Raw genomic sequence first — 15,676 nt, 5'->3', positions numbered from 1 at the left:
CTGAATGATTGTGTAGGCTGCGAAGTTATTCTCTATATAAAGACAGCGGTACCATTTATCAAGCGCACTCAGCGTTTTCGATATGCCATACCGTTCACATCTAGTCCGAGCAAGTCATCTGGTTTTGACGTAGTATTGATAATTTGAATGATTTTATGCATTAGCGTTATGAGCATGGTAGCTTTTAATTGTCTTGTACAAATATCGCCTTGTATAAATATCTACTTGTATAAATATCTACTTGTATAAATATCATGTGTTTTTTGGATAGGATCATTTTATGATGACACGGACGTTGCACCTAGTAACTACCAAGGACGATGAGCAAATTGCCGTTTGGAAAGTAGTTGATAATTCAGACAAAGATACGATAGCTAACACGTCAGAAAACAACCTGCCTGACATCACACCGCAAAACATATTTTTGACGCATGGTACGTTTTCTGACAAGCAAACTTGCCTCAAAATCGCCGAATACTTTGCAGGGCTTGGTCATCACTGCTACATCATGGAATGGCGTGGACATGGTGATAGCTCACTACCGAAAGAAAAGTTCAACTTTGAGACCGTCGCCACTTACGACTATGAGGCGACTTTTCGCTATTTCTTTGAAGAATTAAAGCTCAATAACCTGCATTGCGTCACTCATAGTGGTGGCGGTGTTGGCCTGACCATGTTTCTCGTCCAAAACCCAAGCTATATCGATAAGGTCAATAGCATCAGTATGTTTGCCTGCCAAGCTTTTGGGGCGGCGCAAGACTCGACCAGCCACGCGAAAATCCTTACGGCCAAGATAGTTACTCGATTGGTCGGCTTCATACCCGCTAAGCAGTTCAAAGTCGGCCCTTTTAACGAAAGCTACTATACGATGACTCAGTGGTACGATTGGAATTTGTGTAAAAACTTTAAAAGTAGTTTTTTGAAAAAGGCTAATTTTGATAAAGGTAGAGCGAATATAGACGAAGTGAACGAAAGCACTCATCAGCAGAAAAGTACTGCAGATGACTTTATTGACTATCGACATCATATGGCTCAGATTACCATTCCCGTTTATTCTATTAGCGCAAAAGGCGATACCTTCATCTCCCCTACTCGCGGCTGTCGTTTGTTTTTTGAAGGCTTTAATAATTTAACTAATGTCTTTCGAGAGTATTCGCTCAGTAATGGCGATTTAGATGACTATACGCACAGTCGCATCATGATCAGTCGTAACGCAGCCACAGAGATTTGGCCAACGGTAACGGCATGGATAGAGAAGCATGCGAGAACTCAGGGTAAATAATGACCACTTTAATACTGATTACCTTTGCTGTTTTAACTATTGCTATGGCAATTGTTTATCAGTACTACTTTACTATAACCAAGCAAATAATGAATCGTTATGACAAAGCGCCCTATGTGCTCGTCCTGTTTTATAATCCCTCATATCACATAATCTTTTATGCGGATCACAAAAGTGACCTAACCCCCAAAGAAGCAAATGCTTTTAAGTGCTACTTCTCAATATATACTGTCATGATTATTTTATTTATTACCCTGTTCCTTATAGGAAATACACTCATCTATCTACATACAACCTAACTAACAGGTTCAACAAAACATCTTTATACTTGTCAGAAAGTCATAGGCTGTGTCAGTATTAGCGTCATTAATTTTTAATCAATAAAAATAAGTCGTAGGAAGTTGGCGTCTATGAGTGAATTATCAGAGCAACAGTCAGATAAGCAAAACCTAGATCAGAAAAGCAGTAAGCACTATCGTTATCTAGTCTTTATCGGACGCTTTCAGCCGTTTCATGCTGGGCACAAAGCCGTCATCGATGAGGCATTAAAACGCTCAGATGAAGTGATTATGCTGATCGGCTCAGCCAACTTGCCACGTAGCTTACGCAATCCATTTAGCGTCGCTGAGCGTGCCGCTATGATCAAAGGTGCCTACTCTGAAGAAGAAGCCGCACGCATTCACTGTGTTGGCTTAGATGATGCACTCTACAATGACACTCGCTGGCTACAGTATGTGCAAGCAGGCGTGAAATCTGTCACTGGTGACTTGCAGACGGACATTGGCTTGATTGGTCATTCAAAAGATAGCTCATCGTACTATCTGTCACTGTTCCCCAACTGGGACTCTGTGTCAGTGCCCAATTATCATAACTTATCAGCCACGCCTATTCGTGATAGCTATCTAATGGGTGCTACGCCAACACCTGAGCGTACGCCTGAGTCGACGCGTAACGTCCTCGATGCATTCAAACAAACTGACGATTATCATCAGCTGCATGAAGAAGCAGACTTTATCGATAAATATAAAAGACAGTGGGAATCAGCACCATATCCACCGACCTTTATGACTGCCGATGCATTGATCGTACAGTCAGGGCACATCCTACTGGTTGAGCGACGCAGTATGCCAGGGCGCGGACTGTGGGCGCTGCCAGGTGGATTTCTAAATCCAAAAGAGACGCTGTTTGATGCTTGTATCCGTGAGCTACGTGAAGAAACTCGCCTCAAGGTGCCTGAGCCAGTATTGCGCGGCTCCTGCCATAGCCAACATACCTTTGACGACCCATATCGCTCAGCGCGTGGTCGCACCATTACTCAAGCGTTTTATTTTCAGCTCAAAAACGATCCAAAAGGTTTGCCAAAAGTAAAAGGCGGCGATGATGCGACCAAGGCATTTTGGTTACCATTGGCTGAGCTCGATGCGAAGATGATGTTTGAAGATCACTATGCGATTATTACTAAAATGGTTGGCTTGTAGTTCGCTGCTAATCGCTTTTTCTAGTAGTCTTTTTAGTAGACTCTTCTAATAGCGACTTGAGCAAATTATCATCAAAACAGCTATCCCTAAATAATGCACTAATGATTTGATACCAACGCCGATAGACGGCAATCAACCGCCGCCACTGTTCTTTTATTAAGACAGCTGCGGCACTTCAAAGCAGAGGAGTTCTGTGATGTATACTAGTAATCTAAACAATTTAATCTTAAATAGCGACAGCTATAAGACCTCACATTGGGTGCAATACCCGAGCGGTAGTGAATATCTGTCAAGCTACATTGAGGCGCGCAAGGGCGACTACGATGTGGTGTTCTTTGGTCTACAAGCCTTTATCAAAGAGTACTTAAGCACTCCTATTACTCATAAAGATATCGATGAAGCCGAAAAGGTCATTCAAGCGCACGGCCTAACCTTCAATCGTTCTGGTTGGGAGCATTTGATTGAAAAACACGACGGCTATTTGCCATTGCGTATCCAAGCCGTACCCGAAGGCAGTATCGTGCCTGTGTCCAATGTAGTCTGCCAAGTGATCAATACCGATCCTGAGTTTTACTGGCTACCCAGTTATATCGAAACAGCGCTATTGCGTGCGATTTGGTATCCATCCACGGTCGCTAGTGTCTCTCACTATTGCAAAGACATTATCCGTCAAGCATTAGAGAAATCAGCGGACAATACAGAGTCCCTGCCTTTTCGCTTGCATGACTTTGGCGCGCGCGGTGCATCGAGCCAAGAAACAGTTGCACTTGGTAGCTTAGCTCATTTGGTCAACTTTGCTGGTACTGACTCGATGACAGCGCTTATTGCTGCTAGTCGCTGGTATCAGATGGGTGATGATATGCCTGCATTCTCTATTCCAGCGGCCGAGCACAGTACGATGACGGCATGGGGACGTGATGGCGAGACTGCTGCTTTTCACAATATGATCGAGCAGTTTGGCGGTAAAGATAAAGCCTTTTCGGTCGTTTCAGATAGTTATGATTTATGGAATGCCATCGACAATATCTGGGGCGACGCCTTAAAAGATGAAGTCAAGAACATGGGCGGCACCTTGGTCATTCGTCCAGATAGTGGAGAGCCTGCTAAAGTCGTCCGCGAAGCGTTGGAGCGCTTGGCAGTGAAGTTCGGCACGACCGTAAACAGCAAAGGCTATAAAGTGCTGCCCGACTACGTACGCATCATCCAAGGTGATGGCATCAGCTCGCAAAGCTTAAGTAAAATTATTGATGTGGTCATCAAAGCAGGCTTCAGTATAGAAAACGTGACGTTTGGTATGGGCGGTGGTCTATTGCAGCAAGTCAACCGCGACACAATGAGTTGGGCAATGAAATCTAGCGCTATCTCTATCGATGGCGCATGGAAGGATATTTATAAAGATCCTGTCACCAGCCGCTCAAAACGCTCGAAAAAAGGACGATTGGCACTGGTAAAAGGCGACAGTGGCCAGCTAACAACCGTCAAAGAAAATCAGATGAGCGACCCAACTGACAATCTATTACGTGATGTCTACGTCGATGGTAAATTGTTAATTGAAGACAGTCTTACGACTATTAGGGAACGTGCAGGATGGTAGACACTAATAAGCTGACATCGGTCGCAAGAGACGTCTTACTTGCCCCTGTCTACCTCTATCAAGGTCGAAAAATCAAACGTGATACAGTTCGCTTGCCTGAACCACATGGCGAAAGGCACGGCATGATTGAGCTGCCTCAAGCGAATAATGAGATATCAACGCAAGACGCTAAGACATTTAACCTTATGGTCGTTGGCGATTCAGCAGCAGCAGGTGTGGGTAGCCAAACGCAGCAGGAAGCGTTGGTCGGTAAGCTCATACCGATACTGGAACAAAACGAAGCTATCCAAGCAAACTTTGCTCGACTCAATTGGTCATTGCAAGCGACAACAGGTCATACTAGCTTTGATATTCTACGCAGGTTATATGTCTTACCCGCTCCTGAGCAGTCTATCGATGTGATGTTGCTAAGCGTAGGGGTCAATGACACGACGTCCAATGTCTCTGTACATAAATGGCAACAGCAAATTGAAGACATTATCAATGTTGCACAGCGCAAATTTGGCGTACGAGAACTGGTTTTTTTAAGTTTGCCACCAATGGCGCAAATGCCTGCAATCCCTGCTCCGCTCAATAACTTTGTGGGTGCAAAAGCATCGGTACTTGATGGAATATTGCAGCAGGTCTGTGCGGCTCATGCTGGTGTCACCTATATGGCAACCGACTTTACACGAATGCTAGAAGAGCATGCAAATGGCTCGGCTATCGATATCAATGTGATGTTTGCCAGTGATGGATTTCATCCTAGCAGCCTGATGTACGGCTATTGGGCACAGCAAATAGTAGAAACCATTATTCAGTTACTAGATTCTATTCAGTTATTGGACTCATCTACTACTGAGTTTGAGCGCTAAATAGACTGTTAGCTTTATTTTTAGATCATAAAAAATTAAACCAAAAAAAACCGCTGAATAATCAGCGGTTTTTTATTGCTTAGCGAAATACATTTACACCATAAGTGTAAATTATTCAGCAGCGTCTGCAGCTTTCTTGCTACGGCCACCAAATGCGCCAAAGCGTTTGTTGAAGCTTGCAACACGACCTTCAGTAGAAGTTTTACGTTGCTCACCAGTATAGAATGGATGCGACGCACTTGAGATATCAAGTGGGTAGTATGGGTATTCTTTACCTTCGTATTCACGAGTCGCTTTAGTCTTAGCAGTTGAGCGAGTCAAAAAGAACACGTCAGCGTTAGTGTCGTGGAACAAAACTTCTTGGTAATTAGGATGGATATCTTTACGCATAATATACTCTCTAGGTCCGATGTATGTACAACGTATAAATACAGCATCAGCGATGATGTATCAAACAAATAATGACATACGTAACTGAGGCACTAAGGACATTACAAGTATGGCAACTGCGTCACTGGCTTATTCCAGCACCCAACACCACCCTTCTGTTCGCTTAGCCTTTCCCCAGCGGGAAAATTAAACCGCGATTTTAACGGTTTTTGACGTAAGACGCAAGGAGTAGTTGTGATAGAGATATGTGATAACTTGTCACTGTTAGGTCGAGAGTGTTGAGATAGATGATTGATTTTAGTACAGTAATAAAGTTAGTTAAATTAATCAATCATATGTAATATTGTAGATAATCTAACTAAATATAACCTTAGCTTTTAATTATATATAGTATGCTTAAAGGGTACAGTTACGCAATACAAACTCCATTTAAACATCGATACTAGCAACTCATTTACTTCTTAATCACCCATAACTTAATTAGATTAAATAAGGATCATTTAATGATAAATACTAAAATAAGCACGGCCACCAAAGCACTATTTATTGGCTCAGCATTAGCAGTTACTACCATAGCAAGCGCCGCTCTGCCGACCCAATGGCAGCTAGATGACTCCCATACTCGTGTTGGATTTTCTGTCAGTCACTTAGGGTTTTCAACCACCATGGGTCACTTCAATGATGTCAAAGGTATGGTGAATTATGATATCAAAGCACCCGATAAAACCAGCATGAACTTTACCATTGCGACTGACAGTATCGATACCAATTGGGATGCTCGTGACAAGCATCTAAAGACGGATGAGTTTTTTAATGTAGCAAAATATCCAACCATGACTTTCAAATCTACTCAGGTCAAATTCATTAATCCGCAGCAGGCTAAAGTAACGGGGGACTTTACTTTGCTTGGTCAAACCAAACCACTAACCTTAGATGTCACGTTGAACAAAATCGCTAATAGCTCTCTTACCAAAGAGCCAGTCGTTGGTTTCCGTGCCACTGGTATACTTGATCGCGCCGCTTATGGTATGACCGCTTACGCTGACGGTATCACTACCAACGTCCCTATCCAAATCGATGGCGAGCTAGTAGAAAAAAAATAACAGTAAGCTTATAGCTTTCTAACAGTTTTCGACAAAAACAAAAAAGCAGCCTACCCTCGCTTATAGAGGCAGGCTGCTTTTTTATTTCCTACAGATTCTTCTACGCTCTTATCACATATATTCATTATTTTACATAAAAGGTTTTTATATACTTGAAGGCTTCATACTTTGTTGTTATATTCATATATACGGATTTACGAATATATAACGCAACACTGAGGGAGCAGCAACGTGGATACAGTACAAGTTGATTACATAGCGATAGATGCTGAGTGGGATAAGAAGGTATCAAATCATCATTTTGATATATACCACTTATCTGGTTGGATTGCGGCCTCAGCTGTTATCGACAAGGGCAAACCTCAAGGCATCATCGCTCACTATAAAAATAAAGAAGTATTGTTACCCATCATAATTAGAAACATTGACTCAGAGCACTGGGATGCTACTTCCACTTATGGTTACGGTGGCCCATTGATGGACAAAACCCTCACTGATGCCGAGTTAGACATCGTACTAGATGAGATAAGAGCCTTTCTTTGCGAGAGAGGCTGCGTGTCTTTATTTATGCGGTTGCACCCGATTATTAATAAAGAATGGATACCCACAGTTGGCAAAGCACTGACTCACGGACTTACCTTAATGTCTGATTTGAGTAAGTCAGAAGAAGAGCATTGGAGCGAGACACAAAATCGACATCGCCGTGGTATCAAAAAAGCCATAAAAATGGATGTCGTGACAAAAACAGAATTCTTGACTAGGCAAAACGCGATGGTGTTCTCAGACATTTATAAAGAGACAATGCGACACGTCAAGGCCAGTGATTATTACTTCTTTGATGATGATTATTTCTTCAATTTGCTTGAAAACCTTCAAGAAAAGATACTGTTGATAACCGCCTATCAAGACGACAAACCAATTGGGTCTTCTATATATACGCTCTGCCAAGAGTCAGGCATTATGCAGTTTCATCTTGGCGGCACGCTGAACGCCTATACACATCTACAACCTTCTAAACTTATCACTCATGTCGCTCGCAACTGGGGACGAGAGAACCGTTATGAAGTGCTACATCTTGGTGGCGGCGTTGGTTCCAATTTAGACTCTTTATATGAGTATAAAAAAGGCTTTAGCTCACAAGAGTTACTATTCAAGACTTATAGACTCGTCGTCAATGCAGTGAAATATACAGAGTTAGTGGCGGATATCTGGTTCACAGAAAGTGATCTGCTCTCAGACTTTTTTCCCTTATATAGAAAAGAGCCTAGCAAAGAAGAAGTGTTAGAGACCATTCAGGTTGAGCCTTTGGCAAAGGTGACATAGTACAGATTGCATCTAATACTAGAGAATATATGAACGCTACTGTTGATACAGTAAAGAGTAACCCCAAGCAAATAAAAAGCAGCCTACCTCTATGATTGAGGATGGGCTGCTTTTTTGTCTTAACGTTTTCGAGTCAGTCTATATCTAACACCTGCTATTTACTTGGGATAACGTGCCAAACGCCAAGTTTATCATCACCGTCTTTGTCACCAACTTTTGTGTCATTAGCATAGAAGTATAAAGGCTTACCGTTCATTGCCCACTGATATTTGCCATCTTCACGTTTAAATGCAGCGAACTGACCTGAGGCTTTAGCATCACTAGGCGCTTTGAAGATTGGCCACACAACTTGGCAAGCTGCACCGCAATCTGACTTATTCATAGAGTCTTTATCAAACGTATACAACGTCATATGGTTAGTAGCATCCACCAACACCCCATTCTTGCTAGTGACTGGTGCTGTATTATTGCTCGTTGCCTGTACTTCATGCGTACCTGACATATCATTACCGACTACGTTTTTTAAAGTAGTACAGCCAGTTAGTGCCAATACACCTGTTAGTGCCGATAGCATCATTATATTTTTCATCATAACTTCCTTGTAATTTTAGTCATATTTTTTATAGCGATAAGCTTGTTGTCATTTATTTTGTCGACTGTCCCTATTGTTAATTTTGACCTTTGTAATTCTGAACAGTCATCAAAACAGAACCTACGCTTCTTATTAAGCAAAATAAATATAGCATATGGCTTTTTTATTATTCTGGTAATCAATATACACGCTTACAAAAGTGGTCGAATTTTACAAAACAATAAAACGACCTTGTTTTTGATTTCGCAAGTTTGCCACCTCTCTCGTTTACTCTATTTTTAGACAGACTTGTTTCTCTGAAAAACTTCACACATATAGCGACTCGTTGACAAAACTCATGCATCTTCTTACGTATTTCCCATCATATTGTCTGTAGTTCTTCGTAAAATAATCCTATAGAGATGAAGAATGGCTAAACAATAGAAAAGGTGACTATTGAAGTTTAGATTTGTGTGTTGAACTTAATTACCTTCGCACGCATATCAAGAAATATAGAACATTGGATAAATATACCGAGCACGGCCTAATACAGATGCTATTAAGGATACAACGACGACAATGACTCAGTCTTTTGATAAAAACTACGCTCAATCCTTTAATCGTGACGCTCATTCTGAGGTGTTATCTTATGGGGCAAAAAACATTCAACCTAAAAAGCGTGTTGGCATTTTGGGCGGCGGTACTGCGGGATCGACGATTGCGATTCGACTTGCTGCGTTAGGATTAGAGACCTACTTATTTGAGAAGAAAAAATCTCTCATTGATGGACCACCTATGTGTCATTTGCATGCAGGTGGTAACTTGTACCGTGAAATACCGGACGAGGATTGCGTAGCGCTGCTCAAGCAATGTATCGATATTTTACGCTTATATCCGCACACTATTGACGTTCGTCCTACTGTGTTTGCCGTACCGACACGTGACGAAGGACTGCCTGAAGACCTACTACCGCGCTTAGATATCTTGACCGATGCTTATCAAGAGCTGATCGAGCAGGATGCTAATAATAAAGTATTGGGCGAACCTGAAGATTATTATCAGCTTTATAGCCATGAGCAATTGATTGAGCTGTCTGAACGTGAGCAAGTCGCTGTACCAAGTACGGTTGATGAGTGGATGATTCCAGTAGCTAGATATTTGGATTTGAACAAGGTTAAATTTCCGTTAATTGTTGTCCAAGAATATGGCTGGAATATTTTTCGTTTAGCCGCTTCTGCCAAGCTTGCACTTGAAGAGTACGACAATGCACATGTATTTACTGAAACTGCTGTGCAAAAAGTCGTTCCGGTAGATTGTGAGAACTGTACCAACGCTGACCATCATGTCACCAAATGGCGTATCGACTATCAACAGATCCATAGTCAAGAACATGACTCTCAGCCTGAGTCTATCGAAGTTGATTATCTAGTCAATGCTTGCGGATTCCGTACGGGTGTTATTGACGATATGGTTGGTGTCGAAGTCACACGTATGGTCGAGTTCAAATCGTCTTATGTGACTCATTGGGGCGATGCTGGTGGACAGATACCAGAGATTATCGTTTATGGTCAACGAGGCACGCCAGAAGGCATGGCGCAGCTTACCCCCTACCCTGGCGGATACTTTCAGATTCATGGTATGAGTAAAGCCATTACTTTGTTTGATGATGGTCTTGTCGCATCAAGTGAAGACAGTGCGCAGCCCAAACTGCCACAGCAATACGTGCATTATATTGAAGATGGTTGGGATAAAGCGCCCCTACAGGCACGTAGTCAGCAAGCGATTGAGTATGTGGCTGAGTTTGTACCGACATTCAACAGCGCACGTACTGTTGGTAACGCGCTATACGGTGGGCAGCAAATTCCTGGACAGGATGATACGCTGCGAGTCGCTGACGTGAGTTTATACTCTAATATACGCTATGCCCGTGCAGAAAACGTCAAAGCATCTTCGACCTTGATTGCCGCTGATCAAATAGTTAATGAGCTGACAGATCTAGGTTTGATAGAGAACGATACACCTCTGAATCGTAGTCGCTATGCCCATGAATGGTCGTATCTTGTCCATAACGATAGCCTCGCTGTCGATGAGGTTGCACGTGAGCTCGCTGAACAGCGTGGATTCCCGATAGCGATGGCTCATGTTAATCATAGTATTCGTGAAATAGCATTGGACGATCTCACGCCTGCTGATGCCTAATAGGCATGATTCTCTGATAGGTCGTTAATACATATAACAAAGGAGCAGATCACCGAGATTTGGTTGTCTGCTCCTTTTTTGCAATAGCTTTTGATATTTAGGCATTTGCTGTTTATGAATAGCTATACGGCTTAACTATTACTGCCTGCCATCTTTTCTGTATCCACAGCATCATCTATGGTCACTACTGTCTGTAGCATATCGATCGCTTCGCTGATGGTATTGCACACCACTAGACGATCTAAATCTTCCTGCTTCATAAAGCCTTGCTCAGTGGTATATTTCAAATGCTCAATCATACGGTCATAAAAACCATTGATGTTCAAAATGATCATTGGTTTTTCGTGCTGGTACAATTGACGCCACGTGGCGATTTCCATAATCTCTTCTAATGTTCCTAGCCCGCCTGGTAGCGTGATAAAGGCATCAGCATACTCTGCCATGACGGTCTTACGCGTGTGCATAGTATCGGTCAAATGCAAGCGAGTCAGCTGCTCATGTGCGATTTCGTGCTTGAGCATAAAGGTTGGAATCACGCCCACTGCTTGCGCGCCGCCATTAATTACTTCATCCGCAACTGCGCCCATCAGACCGATACTAGCACCACCATATACTAGCCCCATGCCATTATTTGCTAATGCACTGCCAAGCTCGCGTGCTGCCTGTTCATATACGTCACCATTGCCCAAGCGTGAACCGCAATACACAGCCACGAGCGGCATTGACAAGGCAGACTTGTCGACTGCTTTTTCAATATTGGTAATGTCTTTGCTTGTGATTACGTCATAAGTATCATCGTTAATTTTCATTTGCATATAGCTTCCTTAATTACCTGTCAGTTTTTATTGAGTGCTTGTTATTAGTGAGGGCTGGATACCGACACCCATCATTTATATTGTCATGCACATGATTCATAAGACAAACTCAACCAAGCTATACAAAACTTGGAAGTCATATTTGCGCAACTGTCTTGCCAGCATTTATCTTAACATAAGCAATGCTACCACATAGTCACAACGATTTATCACTACGCAACGACTACACTTTCAAGATGCGCATTTATTGTTCATCATAGTTCGATATTCATTATCTACTAATAAAAATACTAAGGTATACCCATGGATAATCACAACGTCTCTCCTACTGCCGAGCTATCAAGCTCTGTGCTTAATGGCACTCTCACTAATAAAAGTAATATGAATGACGCGAGCAATATTGATACTTACTCATTAAGCATCATGACCGATCGCAACCAAGCATTGGCAGCCACTGTCTATCGCCCTAAAGATGCGACAAAAAAAGCCGTCATGATGGCACCCGCCACAGGTATTAAGCGCCACTTTTATCATAATTTTGCGACCTACCTAGCAGAAAGCGGCTTTGGGGTGCTGACCTTTGATAATGAAGGAATCGGTGAGTCACTATCGACCGATCTGGCAAAATGTAGCGCTTCCTTGATCAGTTGGGGTCGCCATGACATGCCTGCCGTACTTGATGCCTTACAAGATGAGTTTCCTGATGCGTCTTATCATCTTATCGGTCATAGCGCAGGCGGTCAGCTCATCGGCTTGATGCCCAATTATCAGGCGATTGGCTCAGTGTTCAATGTCGCTTGCTCGTCAGGGCGTATCAAAAATATGGGCATGCCATATAAGCTCAAAGCCATGGGCTTTATGGATGCGTTTATTCCATTCACTAATTTAACACTAGGCTATACGCCGTCAGATAAAATCGGTATGGGTGAGCCACTGCCACGCGGTGTGGCTCGTCAATGGCGTGAATGGTGTAATGGCGCAGGCTATATCAAGACCGCGTTTGGCAGAAGCATACACACGCATTTCTACGATGAGCTCAGCATGCCGGCATTGTGGCTTGGCTTTAGCGATGACGATATCGCCAACAGTGAAAACATGGACGATATGATAAGGGTATTTACAAAAATGCCTGTCGAAAAGCGTTTCTTAGACCCTGAGGATTTTGGTCTAAATCATATTGGTCATATGCGCTATTTTAGTAGCAAGACCAATATCAAAGCGCCGCAGCTATGGCAGATGGCGGTGACATGGTTGCACGACCAACCATAAGCTTAGCACCATGTCGCACCATACATGGTAGACCCTCGATAATTCAGGTTACTTTTTTGCATTTTCTGCTTCTTCCAGTTTTAAGCGTTTAGTCAGTGCCGAATACAGGGACGGCTGCATATTATGAATATTGCCTATCATCCATTTAACATAGCTGATGGGCACGTTTTTGATCGGCTTGCCTTTATGCTTACCAAACGGCATCTTGCTCACAGGGGTCGCTTTATTAGAAATAGCATGTGCTGCTGCAAAATCTGTCGGCGCAATTTCTAGACGCTCGCAGCATGCTTGATACAGCAAATAGCACATTCGAGCATCGCCAAGCGCGTCATGAGCGGCAATTGTCATTGCACTCGCTTCACCCTTGCCCAATAACTGCTCGATACACTTAGACTGACCGTAAGCGCGCCATTCTGGAAAAGCTACCCGCGCAAGTCTCACTGTACAAATCAGCTTAGCAGAAGGACTGCCAATCACACGCCAATCAAAACGTACGTTATGACCAATCAAGTACTCTGGTAATTCAAACTGTTCTAGCTCAAAACGTTCTAGTCCAGCCACATCATCATCGGTAATACCATGCACCTTTATAACAATAGGTGAAATAGATCGACCACTATTAAAGTATTTCATCCACTCGAAACCAGTTGCTACATTGATAGTAGCAACTTGGATAGGTCTGGGATCACTGCCCTGATCTGTTTCGGTATCGATAACCAGAGCTGTTCCGCGCGTGGCAGAAATATCAGCAGGCTTAAAAGCATCATTCATAAAGTATTAACCATCAGTAGCAACTGTCTATGCTCAGCAAAAATGTTAAGTAAATAAACTATATTTGCTGTCTATATCCTTAACCATAAGAATATCTATGGGGGTAAAAACGATAGATAACAATGCGATACATACGTTATCAGACGAAGCTTTTATAATAAAATCTCAAATGATATAAAATATATATGAGACATCAATGCTAGCAGATGGAAACAACCAGCCTCCCAGACTTTCTTTTTTCAGTCGTTTAATAAGCCTATTGATTAAGACTGTCGTATTGCTAGCCCTGTTATTTGTCTTCGATAAGCTACTACCTAGTATCAGTCAACAAACACAGTCATTTGTGGTTGCCAAATGGCAGCAATTGAGTCTATTGCAACAAGAACTGCCGACCGAAAACAGCTTGCCCAGTCCACTACCAGAACGAAACCTGACAGACACTTGGGGCGCGGCACGTAGTCAAGGCCGCTCCCACGAAGGTATTGACATCTTTGCGCCGCGTAATACTCCCGTGCAGTCGACCACGCAAGGCGTAGTAAGCAAAGTTGGCGAGAACACATTGGGTGGACGCGTGGTCGTGGTGGTAGGGCCTGGTGGCGCAGGACATTACTACGCTCATCTAGAAGACTATGCTGACATCTTCCCCAATGACTGGGTCAATCAGGGCGATGTAATAGGTTATGTGGGCGATAGCGGTAATGCAAAAGGAACACCGACACATGTACATTATGGTATCTATATTAATGGCAGTGCGGTCAATCCTTATCCGCTTTTGCAAAAGGATTAACGAATACAGAAAAGTATATCGTTGTCCCGAGCTGAAGTAGTGCTAAGTTTGCATTAATCACAAAACTGAAGCCGAAAAAACAACGCTAATATAAGCCAGAAATTGTATTAATTGGCTGTGACAGATCTGACATAACTTGAAGGGAATACCACACTAAATGTCGACCCTTCCCCTTCTACTGAATCGATTTGCAATTGCGCTTCGTGCTGGTGCAACACGTGTTTTACAATCGCTAATCCCAACCCTGTACCACCTGTCGCACGGCTACGACCTTTGTCGATACGATAGAAACGCTCTGTCAAACGGGTGATATGCTCTGACGCAATGCCAATCCCATCATCTTCGACAGCGAAACGGCAGCCATCAGACGTCCTTGTCCAACTGATAGTGATATTGCCACCCTTTGGCGTATATTTGATTGCATTGATTACCAAGTTGGATAGCGCACTATTCAAGTACATCTCTGATCCGTACAGCCCATCATACGTATCTATATGCAGATGAATGATGTGTTTGTATGCTTGGTTGTAGGCCTGTGCGTCGTCATAGATATTGGTCAGTAGCTTAGTCATATCTATGTAGTGCAGCTCGTGTGACTCTTCGATTTCGATCTTAGACAGTAGCAGTAAATCGTTCACAATTCTGTTCATACGGGCCGTTTGCTGCGTCATCAGCTCAAAACCGCGACGCCATTGCGGCGGCATATCTGGCTGATCGGAGAAATTCTCCAGATAGCCCATCATCACAGTTAGTGGTGTTCTAAGCTCATGCGAGACATTCGCCACAAAATCTTGACGCATTTGCTCTAAGTGCCGCAGACGGGTCACGTCATATACAAACAGCAATTTTTCATCACCGAAAGGGGTCAGTTCGCACTTTAAGTAGCGACTAGGATCTCGCCATGATTCTATATGGACGCCATCGTTAGGTACCGTCGTACCTTCATAATACTGGCGGAACTCAGGTACAGTGATAAAGTCGAAAATGTTCTGACCTTTATCTTCTGGCTGTAACAGCAATAAGTCTTGTGCCGCCTGATTCCACCATTCTAGACCGTCATTATTGTTGAGCAAAATCACTGCATCGCGCAAGGCTCGTAGTGCACTGCCGATTTTTTTGAGTTGCTCCGCTGTACTTTGAGTAGATATTTGCTTTAGTAGAGCTGATTGCTCACTTTGTGCTGGCGCTATCTTGTCCATTTTTTATCCTTACCACTATCCGCTGCCTCAATATCGCTGCG

At 43.0% G+C, this 15,676-nt stretch carries 14 protein-coding genes; 9 read left to right on the top strand and 5 right to left on the bottom strand.

The genetic code is table 11. The features are described from left to right. Positions 1-280: 280 nt before the first annotated feature. From QL886_RS12080 to QL886_RS12065, 4 genes are all read left to right on the top strand, one after another. Positions 281-1,282, top strand: coding sequence for an alpha/beta fold hydrolase (locus QL886_RS12080; RefSeq protein ID WP_290178890.1), 1,002 nt, complete (start codon positions 281-283; stop codon positions 1,280-1,282). Between the two features lie 410 nt (positions 1,283-1,692). Next, the gene (locus tag QL886_RS12075) at positions 1,693-2,760 is read left to right on the top strand and encodes a bifunctional nicotinamide-nucleotide adenylyltransferase/Nudix hydroxylase (RefSeq protein ID WP_057761766.1); all 1,068 of its coding nucleotides are present in this window, start codon (positions 1,693-1,695) and stop codon (positions 2,758-2,760) included. A 196-nt stretch (positions 2,761-2,956) separates the two neighbouring features. Next, positions 2,957-4,354 (top strand): nicotinate phosphoribosyltransferase, encoded by a 1,398-nt coding sequence (locus QL886_RS12070; protein WP_290178889.1) that lies wholly within the window; start codon positions 2,957-2,959, stop codon positions 4,352-4,354. Further along, positions 4,348-5,208 (top strand): SGNH/GDSL hydrolase family protein, encoded by an 861-nt coding sequence (locus QL886_RS12065; RefSeq protein ID WP_290178887.1) that lies wholly within the window; start codon positions 4,348-4,350, stop codon positions 5,206-5,208. The genes QL886_RS12070 and QL886_RS12065 overlap by 7 nt, the downstream gene beginning before the upstream one ends. 111 nt (positions 5,209-5,319) lie before the next feature. Here the strand turns inward: QL886_RS12065 and QL886_RS12060 are convergent, their stop codons facing one another. Then, a complete protein-coding gene (locus QL886_RS12060) occupies positions 5,320-5,598 on the bottom strand; it encodes a type B 50S ribosomal protein L31 (protein WP_057761772.1) in 279 nt (92 codons plus the stop codon). Positions 5,599-6,101: 503 nt separating this feature from the next. Here QL886_RS12060 and QL886_RS12055 point away from each other — a divergent pair. Both QL886_RS12055 and QL886_RS12050 read left to right on the top strand, forming a co-directional pair. Next, positions 6,102-6,701 carry a YceI family protein gene (locus QL886_RS12055; protein WP_290178885.1) on the top strand — a complete coding sequence of 200 codons (600 nt, stop codon included), beginning with the start codon at positions 6,102-6,104 and terminating at the stop codon, positions 6,699-6,701. A gap of 231 nt (positions 6,702-6,932) precedes the next feature. Further along, positions 6,933-8,024: a GNAT family N-acetyltransferase gene (locus QL886_RS12050; RefSeq protein ID WP_290178884.1), complete on the top strand. Its 1,092-nt coding sequence runs from the start codon at positions 6,933-6,935 to the stop codon at positions 8,022-8,024. A gap of 154 nt (positions 8,025-8,178) precedes the next feature. On the opposite strand, the gene QL886_RS12045 is transcribed toward QL886_RS12050, so the two are convergent. Further along, on the bottom strand, positions 8,179-8,616 hold the full coding sequence (locus QL886_RS12045) for a hypothetical protein (RefSeq protein ID WP_227526638.1): 438 nt from the start codon (positions 8,614-8,616) through the stop codon (positions 8,179-8,181). Between the two features lie 558 nt (positions 8,617-9,174). On the opposite strand from QL886_RS12045, the gene QL886_RS12040 reads away from it, so the two are divergent. Further along, positions 9,175-10,794: an FAD-dependent oxidoreductase gene (locus QL886_RS12040; protein WP_290178883.1), complete on the top strand. Its 1,620-nt coding sequence runs from the start codon at positions 9,175-9,177 to the stop codon at positions 10,792-10,794. Between the two features lie 131 nt (positions 10,795-10,925). Here the strand turns inward: QL886_RS12040 and QL886_RS12035 are convergent, their stop codons facing one another. After that, entirely contained in the window at positions 10,926-11,609 is a 684-nt protein-coding gene (locus QL886_RS12035) for a TIGR00730 family Rossman fold protein (protein WP_057761780.1), read from the bottom strand. Positions 11,610-11,990: 381 nt separating this feature from the next. Between QL886_RS12035 and QL886_RS12030 the strand changes: the two genes are divergently transcribed. Continuing rightward, positions 11,991-12,878, top strand: coding sequence for an alpha/beta fold hydrolase (locus QL886_RS12030; RefSeq protein ID WP_356626081.1), 888 nt, complete (start codon positions 11,991-11,993; stop codon positions 12,876-12,878). A gap of 48 nt (positions 12,879-12,926) precedes the next feature. On the opposite strand, the gene QL886_RS12025 is transcribed toward QL886_RS12030, so the two are convergent. Further along, positions 12,927-13,649, bottom strand: coding sequence for a DUF3820 family protein (locus QL886_RS12025; protein ID WP_290178881.1), 723 nt, complete (start codon positions 13,647-13,649; stop codon positions 12,927-12,929). Between the two features lie 196 nt (positions 13,650-13,845). Here QL886_RS12025 and QL886_RS12020 point away from each other — a divergent pair, with 196 nt between their 5' ends. Beyond that, positions 13,846-14,436 (top strand): M23 family metallopeptidase, encoded by a 591-nt coding sequence (locus tag QL886_RS12020; protein WP_290178880.1) that lies wholly within the window; start codon positions 13,846-13,848, stop codon positions 14,434-14,436. Between the two features lie 107 nt (positions 14,437-14,543). Here QL886_RS12020 and phoR read toward each other — a convergent pair whose 3' ends face one another. Continuing rightward, positions 14,544-15,635 (bottom strand): phosphate regulon sensor histidine kinase PhoR, encoded by a 1,092-nt coding sequence (phoR, locus tag QL886_RS12015; protein ID WP_290178879.1) that lies wholly within the window; start codon positions 15,633-15,635, stop codon positions 14,544-14,546. Positions 15,636-15,676: the final 41 nt, after the last annotated feature.

It is taken from the genome of Psychrobacter sp. APC 3281 (assembly GCF_030407815.1).
In the GTDB taxonomy this organism is placed as follows: Bacteria; Pseudomonadota; Gammaproteobacteria; order Pseudomonadales; family Moraxellaceae; genus Psychrobacter.
The sequence above is the reverse complement of the archived record's forward strand: the minus strand, read 5'-3'. Positions and strand labels throughout refer to the sequence as shown.